The 20,503-nt window shown below is 68.8% G+C and carries 12 protein-coding genes; all 12 read right to left on the bottom strand.

All coding sequences use genetic code 11. The features are described from left to right. Positions 1 to 39: 39 nt before the first annotated feature. On the bottom strand, positions 40 to 7,635 hold the full coding sequence (locus AC1RGU_RS04355; protein ID WP_492694989.1) for an OmpA family protein: 7,596 nt from the start codon (positions 7,633 to 7,635) through the stop codon (positions 40 to 42). A 187-nt stretch (positions 7,636 to 7,822) separates the two neighbouring features. Further along, the gene (locus tag AC1RGU_RS04350; protein WP_492694987.1) at positions 7,823 to 10,750 is read right to left on the bottom strand and encodes a beta strand repeat-containing protein; all 2,928 of its coding nucleotides are present in this window, start codon (positions 10,748 to 10,750) and stop codon (positions 7,823 to 7,825) included. A gap of 180 nt (positions 10,751 to 10,930) precedes the next feature. After that, positions 10,931 to 11,533 (bottom strand): hypothetical protein, encoded by a 603-nt coding sequence (locus AC1RGU_RS04345; RefSeq protein WP_492694985.1) that lies wholly within the window; start codon positions 11,531 to 11,533, stop codon positions 10,931 to 10,933. 896 nt (positions 11,534 to 12,429) lie between these two features. Further along, positions 12,430 to 13,143 carry a response regulator transcription factor gene (locus AC1RGU_RS04340; RefSeq protein ID WP_157754996.1) on the bottom strand — a complete coding sequence of 238 codons (714 nt, stop codon included), beginning with the start codon at positions 13,141 to 13,143 and terminating at the stop codon, positions 12,430 to 12,432. Positions 13,144 to 13,379: 236 nt separating this feature from the next. Continuing rightward, positions 13,380 to 13,613: a hypothetical protein gene (locus AC1RGU_RS04335; protein WP_492694983.1), complete on the bottom strand. Its 234-nt coding sequence runs from the start codon at positions 13,611 to 13,613 to the stop codon at positions 13,380 to 13,382. 72 nt (positions 13,614 to 13,685) lie between these two features. Beyond that, on the bottom strand, positions 13,686 to 14,549 hold the full coding sequence (locus tag AC1RGU_RS04330; protein WP_492694981.1) for an intradiol ring-cleavage dioxygenase: 864 nt from the start codon (positions 14,547 to 14,549) through the stop codon (positions 13,686 to 13,688). Then, positions 14,533 to 15,570: a branched-chain amino acid ABC transporter permease gene (locus AC1RGU_RS04325; protein ID WP_492694979.1), complete on the bottom strand. Its 1,038-nt coding sequence runs from the start codon at positions 15,568 to 15,570 to the stop codon at positions 14,533 to 14,535. The genes AC1RGU_RS04330 and AC1RGU_RS04325 overlap by 17 nt, the downstream gene beginning before the upstream one ends. 5 nt (positions 15,571 to 15,575) lie before the next feature. Next, positions 15,576 to 16,550, bottom strand: a complete 975-nt coding sequence (locus tag AC1RGU_RS04320) for a Bug family tripartite tricarboxylate transporter substrate binding protein (protein WP_492694977.1) — start codon at positions 16,548 to 16,550, stop codon at positions 15,576 to 15,578. 49 nt (positions 16,551 to 16,599) lie between these two features. Continuing rightward, positions 16,600 to 18,195, bottom strand: a complete 1,596-nt coding sequence (locus AC1RGU_RS04315; RefSeq protein WP_492694975.1) for a sulfatase-like hydrolase/transferase — start codon at positions 18,193 to 18,195, stop codon at positions 16,600 to 16,602. A 10-nt stretch (positions 18,196 to 18,205) separates the two neighbouring features. Next, positions 18,206 to 19,066, bottom strand: a complete 861-nt coding sequence (locus tag AC1RGU_RS04310; RefSeq protein ID WP_070059778.1) for a branched-chain amino acid ABC transporter permease — start codon at positions 19,064 to 19,066, stop codon at positions 18,206 to 18,208. Then, positions 19,059 to 19,775 (bottom strand): ABC transporter ATP-binding protein, encoded by a 717-nt coding sequence (locus tag AC1RGU_RS04305; protein WP_492694973.1) that lies wholly within the window; start codon positions 19,773 to 19,775, stop codon positions 19,059 to 19,061. The genes AC1RGU_RS04310 and AC1RGU_RS04305 overlap by 8 nt, the downstream gene beginning before the upstream one ends. Further along, positions 19,772 to 20,491, bottom strand: a complete 720-nt coding sequence (locus AC1RGU_RS04300) for an ABC transporter ATP-binding protein (RefSeq protein WP_062479592.1) — start codon at positions 20,489 to 20,491, stop codon at positions 19,772 to 19,774. Before AC1RGU_RS04300 ends, AC1RGU_RS04305 begins: the two co-directional genes overlap by 4 nt. Positions 20,492 to 20,503 lie beyond the last annotated feature (12 nt).

Below are 20,503 nucleotides of genomic sequence, written 5' to 3'. Positions count from 1 at the left end.
CCGCTTCGTTTCTCGTTCTGCTTTGCATCATGGTCTCGTTCAGCGGGTTTCTTGCGCGGCCGCGGCGATCACGACCCAGCGGCTCTTGGCGCTGCTGTCATCGCCCGCGACAGGCTGCGTGTCTTCTTTGGTATCGGTGCGCAGGCGCAGCACGTCGACGCCGCGCCCGATCAGGTAGCTGCGCACCGCGTTGGTCCGCTGCGCGACCAGCTGCATGCGGTCGTCAGCGCTGCCTTGCGCGTCCGAGTGGCTGATGTGGATCACCACCTGTGCCTCGGTCGCCTTGATCTGCGCGGCCAGCGTGTTCAGCGTGTCGTGCGCCTGCGGCTTGATGAAGGACTTGGCGGGCTCGAACAGCGCCTCGGCCTGCAGCACGGTGCGCATCGGCAGCGGGGCCACTTCCGGCGCATCCACAGCCACCTTCTCTGCCTTGGCAGCCTTGGCCACGTTCGTCTCCCCTGTCGAAGCGAAGCCCAGATGGGTCTCGTCGAACTTGAAGCGCAGCCGCACATAGGCGCCCTTGCTCGTGTACTCGTTGGCCGTCAGGTCGCGGTCGTTCAGGCCCACGAAGTTGTAGCCCGCCGACACCCACATGTTCTTCTGCACCTGGTAGCCCACCTCGACGCCGAAGGTCTTCTGCAGCGCGCCGCCCTTGCCGTACAGCAGGCCGGCCTGCACGCCGAAGTCCCAGTCCTGGTTGATGTCCTGCGTGTAGCGCGCCTGCACCAGGTGCGCCCAGTATTTGCTGGCCAGCGTGCCGTCGTCGGCGCGGCTGAGCTTGAAGGCGTAGCGCGCCATCACCGCCTTGCCCGGCTCGGGGTTGTAGTTGACGTGCGCCGAGACGATGTCCGCGCTGGTCTTGCCCGGCAGGCTGGCGCCGTTGTCGGCGCCGAAGACGCTGCTGCCCTGCAGCGCGCCGGCCGCATTGCCCGCGCCCACCACGCGCTCGGAGCGGCGCTCATAGCGCGCCAGCGCGTTCCAGGTGTCGTCGTCCACCGGCCGGTAAGCGATGCCGATCTGGTGGCGCTGCAGGTGGCGCTCGTTGCCCGCGTTGGCGCCCTGGCCTTCGCTGTCGCTCACGATGCTGCGCGCCAGCAGGCTCCAGGACGGATCGAGCTTGAAGCCGAAGCCGGCGCTGAACAGGCGCGTGTTCGCGTCGTCGCCGCGGCGCGCTTCATACACGCCGCTGGCCTTGATCCGGTCGGTGATGTATTCGATGCCGCTGGTGATCGCGGTCGATTCGCCCAGCCCACCGGCATAACCCGTGCCGGTGTTCTTGCTGTTGCTGTAGCCGCTCATGTCGCGCGTGTGCTCGATGCCCCCGGTCACGCGGATCTGCTCGTTGATCTTGAAGGTGTTGCGCACCCCGATGGCCGCCTGCACGCCGCGCCCTTCGGCGCCGTCGGCGATGCGGTACTCGTTGTACACGCGACCGCCTTCCATGTAGTTGCTCTCGATGCCGACGATGCCGGTGTTGTTGCGCTGCGTGCTGTCCAGCTCGTAGGGGCCGTTGAGCGTGGAGATCAGCTCGTAGCGGCCGTACACGCGCGTCTTGTCGGTGATGGCGTAGTTGCCGCCCACGGCCAGCACGTGGCGCTTGCCGTCTTTCAGGTCCTGCTCGCCTTCCACGAACACCTGCGCGCCGGCCACGCCGGGCACCTCGGTCGACAGGCGCCCGCGCACGGTCGTCTGGCTCTGCGTGTCCACGCCGGCTGCGGCGGCGGCCGCGCCCAGCGTGGTCACGCTGTTGGCGCCGATGCTGCTGCCCATCTGGCCGTTGTAGGTGGAGATCTGGCCGTAGTCGAAGCCCGAGCTGGAGCCCAGCGCGTTGTTGCTCTGGCCGTGGCGCAGGCCCACTTCGGCAACGGTCTTGTCGCTGAGCTTCTTCTGCACGCTCACCGTGGCGCCCTTGCGCTCGTCGACCTGGGTTGCGTCCTTGCTGTAGAGCACCTCGCCGCGCACGGCCAGGGTCGGGTCGACGCGGTACTCGGCGCGCGCGGAGGCTTCGGTGTGGCCGGCCGAGAAGCTCGCGCCGGGGTTGTCGAAGCCCTTGCTGGTCTTGGCCGCCAGGGCCACCACGGCCAGCTTCTCGTCCTGGTAGCGCGCTTCCACGCGCGCGCCGTGGCCGTTGCCCTTGTCGTCGGAGTCGGTCTTGACCAGCTCGGCCGCCACGCTGGTGTTCTGGCCGATGCGCGCCACGCCCGTGAGCGCCTGCAGGTTGCGCTTGTTCTGCGGGTTCTGGTCGGTGGAAGCCACCACGCCCAGCTGCAGGTTCTCGCTGACCTTGACCTGCACGTCGGTGCCGGCCACGGTGAACTTGGGGCCACCGCTGTCCACTTCGTAGGTCACGCGGATCGACTGCGGATTCAGGTTCGCGTCGATGGAGGCGATGGCGTGCGTGAACAGGATGCGGCGCGTGAGCGGCTCCACCGTGTAGTCCACGAAGCGCGCCACGGCCGTGCGCTGCAGCACGATGTTGGGCTGGTTGCGGTCGCGCACCACGATCTCGATCTGTTCGCTGTTGTCCACGAACTCGCCGTTGCTGGCGCTCAGGTAGTACGGGCCCGAGGTGCCCAGCGCGCGGAACTCCTCCACCTGCTGCGTCTGCGCGGTGCGCGAGACATAGCTGGTGGCGCGCACGTTCTCGTCCTCGTACACGTGCTTCAGGCCCGTGAGCGAACGGTTGCTCTGGCTCAGGTTGCGCACCTCGGTGCTGCTGGCGGTGGTGAAGTCGCCGTACAGCAGGTAGGAGCGGTTCTTGTCGATGCGCACGTAGAGCTTTTGCGTGCTCTGGGCGTCGAAGCCCTTGACCGCGGAGTCGCCGTAGATCGGATAGAACTCGTCGGGGCGGATGTCGCGGAACAGGCGGTCCTTGCGCGTCTTGTCGGAGTCGTAGGCGGCCGTGAGCAGGTACTCGCCCTTGACGGTGCCCTTGAAGAAGAAGGCGGCGCGTCCGCTGGCGCGGCTGTTGCTGCCTTCGTCCTTCAGGCCCGAGAGTTCGGCTTCGAAGGCGGCGCCGGCGGGCATGGCGCCCAGGGGCAGCTTGCCGCGCTTGGTGAAGTCGAGCACGCCTTCGACGATGCCCACGCCGATCATGGGGCGCATCTCGGGCAACAGCGCCAGGCGCACTTCCTTGACGAAGGTGCCGGCGCTCACGCGCAGGCGCGCATCGCCGGGCTCGCCCGGGGGCATCAGCTGGAACTCTGCGGCGCCGCCGTCCATGAAGACCTGGGTGCCCGGTTCGGTGGGGTTCAGGTCTTCGGTCAGCCAGCGGCCGCGGTCGCTCTCCAGCGTGAGTTGCGTGCGGGCGGTGACGGGCACGCCGGCCGCGTCGATCAGGCGCACCTTGACGACGACGGGCGTGCGCAGGTCGGCGCGCGCCACCTCGGGCAGGTCGACCTCGATGGCGCCGAGCTTGTCGGGGGCGACGACGGTGATCTCGTCGGCGCTGCCGCGCACGTTGCCGAAGCCGTCCACGGCCTCGAGCTTGAGGGTGTTGGTGCCGGGGCGCAGGGCCACGCCGATGTATTCCCAGGCGGCGATGTTCTTGGAGGCCAGCTGGGTCTTCTTGCCGACGCGGCGTTCTTCCAATGCACTGCCGTTGACGCTCAGGCGCAGGCTGGTGCCGGCGGTGCCCTTGACGCGCACGTTGATCGACTGGCCGGCGACGGTGTCGCGGTCCTTCAGGCCGATGAAGCCCAGGGTGTTGTTCTCCAGCTGGGGCAGCAGGGTCTCGAGTTCGATGGGACTCGGAACGGCCTGGGGCAGCAGCGGGTTGGCGCGCGGCTCGAGCATCGCGCCGCCGGTGCCGATGGGGCGCATGGCCTGCGCACCGACGCCGGTGGCCGAGCCGCTGGTGGTCGACGACGGCAGGCCCGAGGTGGGCACGCCGTTCAGCGGCGAGAACAGGCTGCCGGTGGGGATCGCAGGCTGCACGCCCAGCGTGCCGCCCATGCTGCCGCCACCGCCGCTGACGAAGCTGCTGGCGTTGGCCGGTGCCACGGGCAGCGCGATCAGCGGCGCCGAGGTGGGTTGCACGGCGCCCGTGCTGCCGCTGGCCAGCGCCTGGCCGGTGGCGGGCAGGCCGCGCACGTCGCCCACGGGCACGACCTTGCCTTCGGGGTCCAGGCGCAGGCGCACCTGCGCTTCGGCCTCGGTGTCGGGGCGCGCGGCAATGGCGGCGCGGCGTGCGGCCACGTCGGCGATGACGCTCTTCTCGTCGCAGTTGGTGATGATGAAGTTGGCCTTGTGGAACTCGCCCTTCTTCAGGTCGACGAAGCGGCTCTCGGGGGTGCCCGAGTTGCGGTTGTCGAGCACTTCGAGCTTGGCGCCCAGCGGCAGCGTGGTCTGGTCCAGGCGCAGCACGTGGGTCACGGGCTTGAGGCCGTACAGGCTCCACTTGCCTTCGATGTCGGTGACGACGTGGGTGCCGTCTTCCATGTACAGGCGCACGCCGGGCACGCCGATCTCGTCGGCGCCCTCTTGCCTGCCGTCGCGTTGGCCATCGCGCTTGCAATCGAGGTACACCTTGCCGAAGGCGAAGGCGTCGTCGGAGAACACGCCGCCCGTCACGCGCACGGTCCAGTTGGCCAGGTTCGACTGGATGGGGCCCGAGGTGGCGCGCGCGCGGTTGATGGCGTCGCCGTTGGTGGGCGCGCCCACGCCGATGCGCACGCGGTAGCGCACCATGGCCGACTGGTCGGGGGCCACCACCAGCGTGGGGTAGTGGAAGATCAGGCCCGGGCCGGCGCCGCCGGCGGGGTTGGGCACCACTTGCCCATTGAGGCGCACGCTGTTGGCCACGTACGCGAAGCCCGGGGGCAGCGTGTCGTTGAAGGTGACGCCGGTGACGGGGAAGCCGGTCTTGTTGGTGACGGTGAGCGCGTAGTCGATGAAGTCGCCGAACTCGACCTGGCGCTTGCTGCCGTCCTTGCGCAGCACCAGGCCCAGGATGTTGCCCGGGTCGAGCGGGATGTGGTTGTGCACGGCATCGCACGGCGTGCCGTCGGGCTTGGCGCCGGCCTGCACCTGGAAGTAGTAGCTGGTCGGGTCGGCATCCTTCGGGGGCACGGCACTGGGCACGACGGCGCCGCAGCTGGCGAACGAGCCACCGGTGACGGGGATCAGTTGCGAGGGGTAGACGTAGCCACTGCCGGCCGGGGGCGTGACCGAGAGTGCGTACGTGCACAGGCCCGTCACGGGCGGCGTCTGCAGGTAGAACTGGTAGGCGCCGTCGGCACCCGTGGTCATGGAGACGCTGCCGTTGGGGTTGAGCGTGTAGGTGCCCGAGTCGGCGCCGTAGATCTCGGCCGCGGTGATGGGGCCGGCCGTGCCGCTGCTGCACGACTGGCGCGTGTAGGTGACCAGCGCGCCGGCCACAGGTTGACGGGTCAGTGCGTTGTAGACCGTGCCTTGCGGATCGACCAGCAGCGCCTGCACCGAGGTGGCGGTGGCCGCCAGCAGCATGGTGGGCGTGACGTTGACGGTGTTCTGCTCGAAGGCGGCGGCCCAGGCCTTGTTGGTGAGCGACACGCGCCCGCCGATGGCCGATGCCTTCTCGGTGATGCGCACGCTCAGGCGGATCTGCTCGCTCTGGCCGGGAGCCAGGGCGCGGGCGCCGTCGGTCAGGCTCAGCGCCACTTCGGTGGGCAGCTGGAAGGGGTCGGCGCTGTCTTGCGTGCTGCGGTTGCAGGTGGCGCGGCCGGTGAAGCCGGTGGCGGCGTTGAGGTTGCCGTTGGCGGCCTTGGGCGGGCCCAGCAGTTCCCACGAGGCGACCTGACCGCTCGACTTGTCCATGTCGAAGGTGCAGTTCAGGTTGTCGATCACGCGCACGTTGGGTGCGGCGACGGCGCCGGTGTTGGTGACCTTGAAGGTGTAGTCCAGCTCGTAGACGCCGGGCGACACGCGACGCGCGATGGAGGCCTGCTTGGTCAGCGTGAGCGTGGGCAGCTGGGTCGACACCGGCGTGGGCGAGGTGTCGTTGTTGGGGTTGCCGTCGCCGTCGGCGTCGGGGTTGTCGCCGTTGACGGAGTCGTCCAGGGCCACCGCCGGGCCGCCGGCATTGAGGGCACCCGAGGCCTTGACGGTGTTCAGCAAGGTGCCGGTGCGGCCGGTGAAGTTGATGCGGGCATCGAACTGCACGGTCAGTTGTGCGCCCACGGGCAGCACGGCGCCGTCGGCCAGCAGGTTCGAGGCGGCGGCGGTTCCCTTGAAGGCGGGGTTGGGGGCGGCGACGGTGCCGCCGCTGGGTGCGGGCGCGATCACGATCGAGCCGGGCACGATGGTGTACTGGTTCGCGCCAGGCACGGCGGCTGCCGTGTAGCTGCCGAACTGCGTGGCGCCCGCGCCTTCCATCACGTCGGCGGCCTGCACGCCGTACAGCCATGACGTGCCGTAGTTGCGCACGTTGACGCTGAAGCGCACGGTGGCGGTGCCGTCGGTCTTGCCGTCGGCGCCGCGGTTCACGCGCGGAGTGGACGCGGCCTTGGCCACGCCGATGCGCGCCTGGCTGGAGCTGATGACGATGGTGTTCGAGGGCACGGTGGCCGGGCCGGTGCCGTCGTTGTAGGCACTGTGCGCGGTGTTGCGGATCTCGCCCACCTGGTCGGCGTTGACCTTGACGGCGAACTGCATCGCGATGGACACGTTGCGCGCCACGGGCGTGGAGATGCCGATGGCCACTTCGACGGCCGAGGCGTCTTCGGCGGTGCGGTAGCTGAACGCCGGATCGTTGGCCAGTCGGTACAGCTTGACGGCGTTGGCGGCGGTGGTGCGCAAGGTGCCGGGCACGTACTGGGTGCCGGCGGGCACGGGGTCGCGCACGAGGACCAAGGCGGAAGGGGCACCGTTGACGAGCAGCGGCGTGTTGGTCGGGGCGATGACGTTGGACGGCTGCGCGTCCTGCGCGCCGATGTTGGTGCCCGAGACCGAGAAGTCGATGCGCGTCTGGCCGGGGATCACGTTGCCGGGGTAGCTGGCCGACTTGACCAGCTGCAGCGCGGCGGCGTTGCCGACGGTGACGGTGTCGCGGTTGATCGCGGTGAGGCCTTGCAGCGCGGTGGTGGCCGTGAGGCCCACGCAGGCCACGCCCGTGGCTGCCGTGGGGATCGTGCCCTGCACCAGCAGCGCGGCGGTCTCGCCGGGCTTGAGCGCGATGGCGCCCGCGGCGTTGAGTTGCACCACCGGATCGGCCGGATCGACCACGCCGTTGTTGTTGCTGTCCCGCACCACGCGCAAGGCGGACAGATCGAGCGTGTCGGCCGCGCAGCCGCCGGCGTTGTTGGCCAGCGCCAGCGTGTAGGTGGAGGCGACGTTGCCGGTGTTGGTGAGCAGGTGGCTCAGCGTGACGATGCTCGCGGGCGGGCGCGACAGCGACTGGTCCTGCGTGAGCACCAGCGCCTCCACCGGCAGCACCGTGGCGATCACTTCGTTGGACGAGATGGTCTCGGTCTGCGCCAGGCCGTTGGGGACGTACGTGCCCGTGGCGATGCTACGGATCACGATGCCGGCCGGGGCCGGTGCGGCGTTCACCTGGGCGGCACCACCCAGCAGCAGCGCTGCGCCAGCGGCGAGCGCGGCAGCCCATCCGCGCCACGATGGCCGGTGTGTGCTCCTGGGATTGAAAGTGAACAGCATGCCGCGAACCCTTGATCGATCACCGCGTGGGGATCAGAAGAAACGAAAGAACTTTTTCGTTTGCGCCCTCGCCTTCGACAGAGGAAGAGAGGGAAGGCGCAAAGGAAAAACGCACAGGCTTTGGTGCGCCCTGTGCGAGGGAGCCGACGGGCTTGCGCTCGTCGGCTCCGCTTCACTCAGGTGAAGCTCAGTTGTTGACCTTCACGGAGAACAGCAGCGTGGCGGTGCCGCCAGGAGCCACGGTGTTGCTTGCGCTGCCGCAGGCCACGGTGGTGGCGGTGCTGCTGTAGGCCAGGGCCGTGCCGGTCACGCCGGTGGACGTGCACTGGTTGGCGGCCGGAGGCTGCGTCGCACCGGTGAAGGAGGTGTAGGCCGGCACCGCGTCGTTGATCGACATGTTGGTGACCGGTGCCGCGCCTTCGTTGGTGGCAACGACGCGGTACACGATGCACTCACCGGGCTTGGCGACCAGCGGAGCCGACGAGGACGGGACCTCGGTGCCATCGCAGTTCGTGTCCAGTGCCTGCGTCTTCACGAGGCGCATCTGGCCCGTGATGACCGTGGTCACGTCGGTGGCCGAGGGCGTGCCGCACGAGGTGGCGCCTGCCGGGAAGGTCACCGTGACGGTGGCCGTGTCCACGGCACCTGCCGAAGCGCCGCCCGGTGCGAACACCTTGACGAGCAGCTTCTGCGTGCCGTTGGCCGCCAGCGGGCCCGGGATCGTGCCGGTCACCAGCGTGTCGCCGCTGCCGATCTGGCCGTCGCCGTCCACGTCGATGTACAGCGCGGTGGTCCAGCCAGCCGTCACGTCTGCCGCCGGCAGCGTGGCCGACACCGTGTACGGGCCTGCGCAGCTTTGCGTGCCGGTGTTGGTCAGCGTGTGGGCGTACACGACCGAGCCGCCGGGGGCGATCTGGCCGTTGTTGTTCGGCGTCAGCGTCGCACCGTAGGTCACGGCCTGGGTCACGGTCACGGCATCGGTCTTCGTGTCGATCGCCACGGCGCCCGTCGAAGTCACGATGGTGGAACGCACCTGGAAGTACACCAGCTGGCCGGTGACGGGCGTCTGCGAAGCAGGCGGCGTCACGCAGGCATCGACCGGCGTCTGCGCGTTGGCTGCAACGTCCACCGTGGTGATCGCCGCACCCGTGCAGGTGCCACCCGCCGCCACGAACTTGACGGTCCAGCCCGCGGGCAGGCTGCCCGGGAAGCTGTTGGTCTGGCTCGCCGCCAGGCTGTAGGTGTTGGCCACCGTGTCGTTGTTCTTGACGAACAGCGTGAAGATCGCGCCGGTGCCGGCAGCGGTCGTCTTCGTGGTGGTCGGCTGCGGGCTCGGGCCCGTGCCCACGTCGCCGTTGCCGGTGTTGCCTGCAGTGCCGTTACCGGTGGCCGTGTTGGTCAGGTCGACCAGCACGCCGATCATGGCGTTCAGGGTGTCGCGGGTGGATTCCGTCTTCGTGCTGTCGCCCGTCGAGGTACCCGTCACGATCGCGCTGAACGGACCGGTGGGCAGCGTGCCGGGAGACGGCAGCGTGGCGGCGAGCACGAACTGCACGCTGCCGTTGGCCGCGACCGGACCGGTGTCGGGAATGCCGTCGCTGTTGTTGTCGATCAACGGCGTGACGCCGTCGGCGGCAAAGAACTTGAAGGTCGTTCCGGCCGGGAAGGTGCCCAGGGCGGCCGTGAGGTTCACGACGTCCGTGGCATTGCCCGTGTTGAACACCGTCTGCGTGAACTTCACCGTGGCGCCCATGGCCGCGCTGGCGACAGTCGTCGTGTCGGCTGCGGTCGTGTTGGGGTTGCCCACCGCCGTGTCCAGCGAGGTGGTCGGGCTGCCGGAAGCAGAACCGAGCACGATGCCGAAGGTGCCGATGACGTTGTAGCTCGCCGGGTTGGTCGGCGAGCCCGTCGTGCCCGGGTTGTCCGACGTGACCGTCGTCGGCACAGTCACGGGGTTGTACTTGGCCGTGTTGGTCGTGGTCGACGTGCCGATGGCCGCCGTGTTGTTGACCATCACGACGAAGCTCACCGTCTGCGTGACGTTCGGCGGCAGCGAGGCCACCACGAAGGCCAGCGTGTTGCCGGTCGCGGTGAAGTCGATGGCGTTACCAGCCACATCACCCTGCGGTGCGTCCGTGAGCGCCGTGCCCGGTGCATTGCTCCAGACGGCCGAACCCGGCACGTACGTGAAGCCCGCGGGCAACGTGTCGGTCATGACGAACCGGCCAGCCGCACCACCCGTGTTGTTGAACTTCAACGTGTAGGTGGTGTAGACGCAGCCTGCTGCGGGTGCGCCAGCTGCCGTGGTGGTAGCCGCGCAACCTGCGACCGAGCGCGGACCGCTCACCGATGCCGCGGGCCAGGTGCCGCCATTGGCCGACCAGGCGACCGACGGAACGCTCAGGCTCTTGGTGGCGTTGAAGGCCGCCTGATCCGTGAGGTTCACGTTGTCGACGTCGGCCGCTTGCGTGTTACCCGCCGCGTACAGCGCCGGCGTGCCTGCGGTGGCCGTGATGGTCGCGGCCACCGGCGAGGTGAACGTGCCGGACGAAGCGGTGCTCGGGATCGAGTACGCCACGACGAACGGGAACGTGCCGTTGCCACCCGCCACGGTCTGGGCCGGGACGTTACAGACCGCACCCGGAACGACCGAGCACAGCGCGGTCGTGCTGTCCGGCACGCCGTCGGCATTCGCGTCGGCGAACACTTCGACCTTGGTGAAGCCGTTCGGGCTGGCCGGTGCGGCCACGCTCAGCGTGAACGTGTCGGTGCCGTTACCCGTGTTGGTCAGCACGTGCGGTGCGTACACGGTCGTGCCCGCGGCGCCGGTCTTGGTGTTGACCACGTTGGTCGTCACGGTGGTGTAGGTGTCCAGGTTGAACGAGCCGACCTGCTGCACCGTCGTCTGCACGAGGTTGGAGGTGGCCAGTTGGCTGGCGCCGTTCGGGTCCAGGTAGGTGGCCGAAGCCTGGTTACCGATGATGGTGTTGGCGGGTGGAGCCGCAGCGAGTGCGCCGGAACTTCCAAAAAGGAAGCTCAGCGTCAGGGCTGCTGCGCCCGCCCAGAGCGCGCGCGGCGCGGGGCCGGTGCGACGGGCAGACAAGGTAGGGATCACTTGGGTTTCTCCTCGGGGGTTGGGGTCAAAAAAGGTCAAAAAAAGGACGAACTCACCCCGGCCGGGGATTTCCGCGAACGGAAACCGGCAATGGAAAAACCAGCGGGGTTTTGAAGAAAAGAGAGAACCGGCCGTCAGCGCGGCTCAGTGCCGCCGACGGTCGTCGTCAGCGCGGGAAGCTCAGGGCGTGCTGCGCGCAACCTTCTGCGCGTCGGCACCAGCGGCCACCGGCGCGGGCGGCACCACCGTCTCGACCTTGGCGCGCGCGGTCACCGCGGCCGAGCCGTTCGCGGGCAGCTGGCCCAGCGTCCAGCGCAGCGAGCGGTACTCGTTGTACGGAACCGGCTCCGACTTGCCGTTGACGACGCGCGCCAGCGGCTCGGCGGCAAAGGCGCCGTCCTTGGTCGCGGCCTTGACCAGCGTCGCGCCGGGCTTGGCGGTCTTGGGCAGGTACTCCAGGCCTTCGGGGATCGGCAGGTTGGCCACCAGGCCGGTGACGGCCTTGCCCGTGTGGTTGGTGTAGGTGGCCGTGTACTCGAGCACGTCGCCCGGCTTGACCGAATCGGCCGCCAGCAGCTGCTCCTTGCCTTGCGCGTCCTTGACCACCTTGGCCTGCGTCAGCACGACCGCGACGGTCTTCTTCTGCGCGGCCTCGGTGGGCGCGGGCGCGGCCTTCGTGCCCTGCGCGGCGGCCATGCCGCCCAGCCCCAGGGTCATGGCCACGCCGAGCCCCAGGCCGAGGCGAACGGTCAGCCGGACCACCGGCGACATGAATGAATTCACTTGAGACGAACTTCCGATAGACATAGACAACTCCTAAAAAACAACTTCAAAGCCAGACCGAGGCAACACGAAGATCAAACCGACTTGACCTGTGGCCTCGCGAATTGGCGTCGAAGCCATTTCCCAGCCACTTGCAGCACACCACTGACACACCGGCATCGGCGACGACCGCCTCCGATGCCCACTCTCGGCCTCACGCAAGCCTGCCCTTTTCGAGCCACTTCCATGAGCCATTTACCACGTTCATATTATTTTCTGAATGTTTACAAAAACAATCGAACGTCCGCGATCCGCCACTTGCAATGGCCGAGGGTTCCGTGAAAATGTCACGAGAGGCCCTCCAAAGTTAACAACTGTGAATACAGATGTAATCTGGACGTCTGCTCAGATTGTGAATAAACCTGCAATTGGAGTGTGATCAATTTCACAAGCGGATCGCCTCCAAGTTGTTGATGCATTTGAATAATTTCACTTCCACACCAACCCGCCGCCTCACGACCCCCCAATGTTTCAAGGGAGAAACGAGGCCCTTCGGGCGGCCTCTGTCCGGCCCTCTGAGGCCACTTCGAAACTAAATTTACAAATTCACAGACTGTGTAATCAGGCGCCGTGAATTTCAGGGACGGCATGCGCGCCCTGTCCCCCAATGGTTTCAATCACGGTCAGCGCGAAATACGGCCTGATGGATTTTTCAAAATCCAATTTCATTCAAACAGGCACGGCTGCGCCATTGGCATGAATTCAATTCAAGCCAATCCCGGCCGGCTCACTTCGCCGGAATTCATTCGTTGGTCTGTCGACGCCCGGCCTCAATTCGGAGGCGAATGGGCGAGCGTCTTTTTTCAAGGTGACCTTGCGTCACCCCTTCGGATGCCGCGGGCGCTGCCCGCGAAAACTCACTTGCCGTGCCGGTTGTGCGCGCGCTCCAGCGTGTAGCCCACGCCGTAGAGCGAGCGCACGCGGAATTCGCCCGCCACGATCGATGCCAGCTTCTTGCGCACGCGCGACACCAGCGCATCGAGCGACCGGCTGGCGCCCAGCTCGCCATTGCATCGGGGCCCCTGGGGCAGTTGCTGCCGCGACACGGGCGTGTCGAGGTGGCGCACCAGCACCCGGGCGATCTCGAATTCGCTCGGCGTCATGATGGCTTCGCGGCTCGCGTACTCGACCGCGAGGCGGCTGCGCACGAGCTGGAAACCGTAGAGGCCGTGCGGCTTCGCGTTTCGGCGCAGCGATTTCCTGCCGCACAGCGTCGACACGCGCGCCACGACCTCTTCCGCGTTCCAGGGGCTCACCAGGAAATCATCGACGTCGAACACCGACACGCGGGGCGTTTCCAGCACGCCGCGCGACCGGGTCAGCACGACCACCGGCGCCGTGGCCGCACGGCTGGCGCCGATGCCGAACAGGATTTCCGGCAGCGCGCCCTCCATCGCCTCGCCCATCAGCAGGAAGAGCCCGACGCCGGGCATCGACGCGGCCTCCAGCAGGTCTTCCTCGTTGACCACACACAAGGGGCTGAAGCCGGCGTCCTTCAACCGGCCTCGCAGCCAGTCGATCTCTTCGCCGGAGTCCGTCAGCACCACCACACGACCGTTTTTCTGTTCCACCCTGTCCACCATCGCTTCCCTTTTCATCGCTCCCCGCATGCCTCTCACAATGGAGTGGAATGTATTAACGTTTATGTACAGTCGATAGGGAAAAGTGCCGATATTGACCAACGGAAACAGGTAGCCCTGTTCTTTTGTCATCGTGTGCAAACAAACTCACACTAATGGGGCGTCACCCCCTCGACACGGGCGGATGGAATCCCGGATCAGCCTTCCATTCCGCGAAGGCCGATCGCTCATGAACCCCTCTGGGAAGTGGCCTCGGACGCAGGGGCCGCCTTGCGCGCGGACAGCCTTTCGAGCAGCCCGACGAGCCAGCACATCGGGCAGCCGCGCAGCAGCAGCAAGGCGCCGACGAGGGCGAACGGCGCGGTCCAGGGATGGGCGGACGACAGCAGCACAGCCAGCGCGATGAGAACAAGCGCTCCCGCGCCGCGAAGCAGATGCCAGGTGATGGAAACGGGACACATATGCAGGGCTCCTTGAAGAGGGACACCTGCAAGAGAGGCGGCGAAACGCCGAAACGGTTCGCGGCCTCCTCCTCACGTCCCAGTCGGCTCGAGCACGAACGCGAAGTCCAGCGTGTGGAACGGCCCGGCCTGCACGCTGCCGTCGGGTGCGCGGCCCGGGGCGTGCACCGCGAAGTCGCCGATGAGCGAGCTGCGCACGCCGAACACCGCATCGCTGTCGAGGTACGGATCGCCTTCGCGGAAGACGTGCGTGATCAGCGTCTCGTAGCCCGGCGCCTGCACCATGAAGTGCACATGCGCGGGCCGCCACGGATGGCGGCGGGTCGCGCGCAGCATGGCGCCCACCGGCCCGTCGGTGGGAATCGGATAGGCCACCGGCGCCACGCCGCGAAACCACAGCCGCCCCTGCGCGTCGGTGCGCAGCACCGCCCGCCCCTGCATGGGGTTGCCGGGCCGCTGCACGTCGTAAAAGCCTTCGGCATCGGCCTCCCACACGTCGACCACCGCACCGGCCACGGGCTCGCCGTCGCGCCCGCGCACGGTGGCCTGCACGAACAGCGGCTCGCCCACGGCGCCCGCCGCGATGTCGCTGCCCAGCGGGAGCTGCGGCGCGCCGGCCACGTGGAAGGGGCCGAACACGGTGGCCTCGGTGGCCTGCGGGCTCTTGGCGTGGTTCATGGCCACGGTGAGCATCGACAGGCCCAGCGTGTCCGACAGCAGGATGAACTCCTGGCGCTGCGCGTCGCACTTCTGGCCCGTGGCGGTGAGGAAGTCGATGCCCGCGGCCCACTCGGCCTCGGTGAGCCTCACTTCGCGCGCGAAGTCGTGCAGGTGGCGCACCAGCGCCGACATCACTTCCTTCAGCCGCGTGTCTTCGCAGCCGGCCATGCGCTCGAGCACGGCGGCGGTGATGGTGTGTTCATCGATGTTGCGCATGGGCGTCGGGCTCCAGGGGGGAAGAAGGCGCGTGCGCCGCCGCCAGGCGCCGCTGCGTCGGGAACAGGGACCAGGCCCAGCGCTGCTGCGCCCAGCCCCACAGCCCCTGCTTGAAGAAGATCGTGGCCACGATGGCCAGCAGCCCGAGGCCGAGCAGGTACCAGGTGCCGTAGTCGCTCAGGAACTTGTTCAGCGCCCAGAACACGAGCGCGCCCACCAGCGGCCCCTCGATGCGGCCGATGCCGCCGATCACGACCATGAAGATCGCGAAGGCGGTCCAGTTCGGCGCGAAGGCCGCGTCGGGACTGATGCGCAGGTTGCCCACGAAGTACAGCGCGCCCGCCAGCCCGGCGCCGAAGGCCGCCACCACGTACACCGCGAGCTTCATGCGCGCCACCGGGATGCCCTGCGATTCGGCGGCCATCTCGTTGTCGCGGATCGCCAGCAGCGCCAGCCCGAAGCGGCTGCGCAGGAACAGGTAGACCAGCGACACCGCCGCCACCACGCAGCCCAGCGCCATCCAGTAGGTGACGCTCTCGCGCGTGGCGCGCTCGATGCCGCGCAGCGCCGTGAGCGTGGTGCCCGAGCCGCCGCCCACCGCCGACACGTTGGCGAAGCTGAGCCGGAACACCTCGGCGATCACCCAGGTGCCGATGGCGAAGTAGCCGCCCGACAGCCGGAACGCCACGAAGGACACCGGCACCGCGATCAGCGCCGCGGCCAGTGCCCCCAGCGGAATCGCCACGAACGGATTCACGCCCGCGAAGTTGCCCAGCATCAGCATCACGTAGCCGCCGAAGCCGAAGAAGGCCTGCTGCCCGATGCTGACCATGCCGCCATAGCCGGCCAGCAGGTTCCACATCATCGCGAAGATGAAGTAGCAGGCGATCTCGACGAACTCGCGCATCCAGCTGGGCTCGCCCCAGAAAGGCAGCGTGGCGGCCACCGCCACCAGCGCGGCGGCGCTCCAGCCCGCGCGGCGGCTGCTGCCGGTGTCGATGGTGACGACGACGGGGGTCATCGCGCTCAGTCCAGCTGCAGTTGCACGCGCGCGGCCACCTGGCCCCAGCGCTGGTGTTCGGCGCGCAGGCGGCGTGCCGCTTCTTCGGGCGTGTTGGCCACCACCTCGAGGTCCATGGTGGCCAGCCGCTCGCGCAGCTCGGGCGCGGCCAGCGCCTTCGCCACCTCGGCCTGCAGCCGCGCCACCACGGCCGGCGGCGTGGCGCGCGGCATCGCCATCATCTCGGCGAAGCTGGCGTCGTAGCCCTTCACGCCCGCCTGCGCCACGGTCGGCACCGTGGGCTGGCTGCCCAGGCGCTTGCTGCCCGACACGGCGATGGCCACCAGCTTGCCGTCGCGGATGATCGGGCCGACCGTCGGCGAGGCCAGGAAGCCGCAGGGCACCATGCCGCCCATCACGTCCTGCATGGCCGGGCTCGGGCCGCGGTAGGGCACGTGCTGCATCTGCACGCCGGCGTCGGCCAGCAGCATCTCCATGGCCATGTGGCCGGGCACGCCGGGGCCGCCCGAGGCGTAGCTCATGGGCTTGGCTTTGGCCGCGGCCAGCAGCTCGGGCAGGGTCTTGATGCCGGCGCCGGGAAAGCACACCAGCTCCTGGCTGAACGCGGCCAGCTGGGTCACGGGCACCAGGTCTTCCATCGGGCGGATGGCGAGCTTGCGGTACAGGTGCGGGTTGATGGTCAGCATGGTGTCGGGCCCGACCAGCACGGTGTGGCCGTCGGTGGCGCGCGCCACCTCCTGCATGCCGATGTTGCCGCCCGCCCCCGGCTTGTTGTCGACCACCACGGGCTGGCCCAGCGCCTTCTGCAGGGCCGGCTGCATCAGCCGCGAGACGATGTCACCGGGCGCCCCGGCCGGGAAGGCCACCACCAGCCGCACGGGCTTGCTGGGCCAGGTGTCGGCGGCGTGGCTGGGCGCGAGGGTGGCGAGCACGGCGGCTGCTGTCAGGCAGGCCGCGAGAGGTCGGCGGAAAGCGTTCATGGGAAGTCTCCTTTTTTTGAAATGGGGTGCGCGGATCGGCCGGCGTGGCCTACCAGGCGCCGATGAGGATGCCGGCCGCCAGTTCGCGTTCGTTCCAGCGCGCGATGTCCTCGGGCGCCACCGTGGGAAAGCGCCGCCGCTGGCGCAGCCAGTCGAACAGCAGGCCCAGCATCTGCTCGCGCACCGCGGCAAAGGCCGGGTCGCGGCCCAGGTCGACCAGCTCGTCGGGGTCGGCCTGCATGTCGAACAACTGTGGCGGCAGGTCTTCGAAGTGCACGAACTTCCAGCGGCGCGTACGCAGCATCGTCATGTGGCAGCGCTCGACGGGCTGGGCCAGCGGCAGGCGCACCTCGTCACGGAAGGCGAAGCTGTTCTCGCACACCACCAGGTCCTTGCCGGCCGCGCCGGCGTGGCCGTGCAGCAGCGGGCGCAGCGACTGGCCTTCGAGCCATTCGGCCGGCTGCGGCAGGCCCAGCGCGTCGAGCATCGTCGGCACGAGGTCGATGCACTCGACCAGCGCGTCGCTCACCGTGCCGCGGCGCGCATCGGCCTCGGCGCGCGGATCGACCACGATCAGCGGCACCTTCACGATCGGGTCGTGGAACAGCTCCTTCTCGCCCAGCCAGTGGTCGCCCAGGTAGTCGCCGTGGTCGCTGGTGAAGACCACCAGCGTGTCGCGGTCCAGCCCCTGTTCGGCCATGAAGGCGAAGAGCCGGCCGAGCTCGTCGTCGACCTGCTTCACGAGCCCCATGTAGGTCGGCACCACGACGCGGCGCACCTCGTCGCGGCTGAAGTTGCGGCTCACGGTTTCGCGCCGGAAGCCGTCGACGACCGGGTGGGCGTCGATGCGCTCGGCCTCGCTGCGCACCACGGGCAGCATGTCGTCGGGCCCGTACATCGCGTGGTACGGCGCGGGCGCCACGTAGGGCCAGTGCGGCTTGATGTACGACAGGTGCAGCACCCAGGGCGCGTCGCCGGCCTCGCGCATGAAGTCGATGGCGCGCTCGGTCGTGTAGGGCGTCTCGCTGTGCGCGCCGGCGATGTGCGCGGGCCGGTCGGCCCAGCGCATCTGCCAGCCGCTCAGGATCTCGCCGTCGGGGCCGCGGCCCGAATTGGCGAAGTCGTGCCAGGGGTTGTCCGATTCGTAGCCCTGCGCGCGCAGCCAGTCGCAGTACGCATTGCCCGTGACCTTGAAGCCCGGCGGCCAGATGCCGTCGTCGCGCGCATAGGGCTCGAAGCCGCCTTCCATCGCGAGCCGGCCCGCGCCCTGCGTCGGGTCGATGCCCAGGCGGCGCGCGCCCTCGGTGTCGGCCTCGACGTGCGTCTTGCCGACCAGCGCGCAGCGCACGCCGTGCGGGCGCAGGTGGTCGCCCAGCGTCTTCTGCCCCACCGACAGCGGCACGAAGTTCCACATCGTGCCGTGGCTGCTGACATAGCGCCCGGTGTAGGTCGACATGCGCGAGGCGCCGCAGACCGCGCCCTGCGCATAGGCATGGCTGAAGCGCACGCCGCGCGCGGCCAGCGCGTCGATGTGCGGGGTCTGCAGACGCGGGTGGCCGTAGCACGAGAGGTGGTCGGCGCGCAGCTGGTCGCACATGATGAACAGCACGTGCCTGAGCGGCGCGGGGGAGGTCTTGTCGGTCATGTCAGGGGGGTCAGCGTGTCTTGGGGAACAGTCCCTGCGGCCGCAGCACCAGCACCGCGAGGAACACGAGATGGCCGAACCAGATGCCCCAGCCCGGATCGATGCGAAAGCCGATCTGCTGCGCGATGCCCAGGATCATGGCGCCGGCCAGCGTGCCCCAGAACGAGCCCATGCCGCCGATGATCACGGCCTCGAAGGCAAACAGCAGCAGCAGCGGACCGTCCGACGGCGACACCGTGGTGCGCATACCCTGCAGCGCGCCCGCGATGGCGATCAGCACGAAGGCGATGCCCGTGGCCAGCGCATACACCTGCTTGGCCTTGAGGCCCATCAGCTCGGCGATCTCGCGGTCATCGGACACCGCGCGGAAGGTGCGGCCCAGCGGCGTGCGCGTGAACATCCACTGCATCGCGCCCGTGGCCGCGACCGCGACCGCCAGGATCACCAGCGGCAGCGCCCCCAGCGCCAGCGTGTCGCCCAGCGGCACCGAGGCGGTGGCCAGCGCGCCGACCTCGATGGCGCGCGGGTCGGCCGAGAACAGCTCCAGCAGCAGGTTTTGGATCACGATCGACAGGCCGAAGGTCACGACCAGCGAGGGCAGCGGGTCCTTGCCCAGCGTGCCGTTGAGCACGTGGCGCTGCAGCAGGTAGCCGAAGCCGAAGGCCAGCGGCAGCACCGCGAGCACCACCAGCCATGGCACAGATGCGCCGGTCATCGAGACGCCGGCGATCACCGCGAAGGCGCCCAGGATGATGAAGTCGCCCTGCGCCGTGTTGGTCAGCCGCATGACGCCGAACATCAGCGACTGGCCGAGCGCGAACAGCGTGTAGAGGCCGCCGAGCAGCACGCCCTGGAGCAGGGTTTCAAGCATGGTGCTCCTCGATGCCGAAATAGGCTTGCGAGATCTGCTCCGGCGTGAGTTCGTCCGAGCGCCCCGTGAGCGACACGCGCCCGTCCTGGAAGCAGTACACGCGCTGCGACACCTGCCGCGCCATGCGCACGTCCTGCTCCACGATCACGACCGTCATGCCCTCCCCCGTGATGGCCGGCATGGCCGCATAGATCTCGCGGATGACGACCGGCGCCAGGCCGAGCGAGAGCTCGTCGCACAGCAGCAGCTCGGGGTTGCTCATGAGCGCGCGGCCCAGCGCCACCATCTGCTGCTGCCCGCCCGACAGCGAGGTGGCAGGCTGGCGCCGCTTCTCGGCCAGGATGGGGAACAGGCCGTACAGGCGCTGCAGGTTCCACGGCCCCGCGCGGCGCGGCGTGGCGCCCATCAGCAGGTTCTCTTCCACGCTGAGACTCGGGAACAGGCGCCGGCCTTCCGGCACCATCGCCAGGCCGCGCCGCACGATCTCGCCGGGCGGCAGGCCGCCGATGGGGTCGCCCTTGAAGCGGATCGCGTCGGACGGCGCGCGCAGCAGCCCCGTGAGGCTTTTCAGAAAGGTCGACTTGCCCGCGCCGTTGGCGCCGATGACCGCCACCAGCTCGCCCGCCGACAGCGTGAAGTCGATGCCGAACAGCGCCTGCGCATCGCCGTAGAAAGCCTGCAGGCCGTGGGTGTCGAGCAGCGCGTTCATGCCTCGATCCCCATGTACACGCGCCGCACCTCGGGGTCGTTCATCACCGCGCGCGGCGCGCCTTCCGCCAGCTGCTGCCCGAAGTTGATGACGAACAGCCGGTCGGCCAGCGACAGCAGCGCATGCACCACGTGCTCGATCCAGATCATGGTCACGCCGCGCGCCTTGATGCGTTTCAGTTCCGCCACCAGCACCGCCGCCTCGGGCTCGGTGAGCCCGCCCGCGATCTCGTCGAGCAGCAGCAGGCGCGGCTTGGTCGCGAGCGCGCGCGCCAGCTCCAGCCGCTTGCGGTCGAGCAGCGTGAGTCCGCCGGCCGGCTTGTTGGCGTGCGGCGCCAGGCCGGTCTGGGCCAGCACCTCGTGCGCCGTCTCCCAGGCTTCGCGCTCGGCCTGCTGGCCGCCGAAGCAAGCGGCGGTGACGAGGTTCTCGAACACGCTCATGTGGCCGAAAGGCTGCGGCACCTGGTAGCTGCGGCCGATGCCGGCGCGGCAGCGCTGGTGCGGGCGCAGCCGCGTCACGTCGCGGCCCGCGTACTCCACGCGGCCGGCGTCGACGCGCGCGTCGCCCGAGATCAGGTTGAACAGCGTGGTCTTGCCCGCGCCGTTGGGCCCGAGGATGCCCAGCGTCTCGCCCTCGGCCACCGCCAGCGTGATGCCGTCGGTGACCTTGAGCGCCCCGTAGGACTTGCTCACGCCGTGCAAGGCCAGCAGCGTCATGGCAGCCGTCAC

Source organism: Variovorax sp. GW823-FHT02B07 (assembly GCF_058797695.1).
This window is presented reverse-complemented; position numbering and strand designations above follow the sequence as displayed.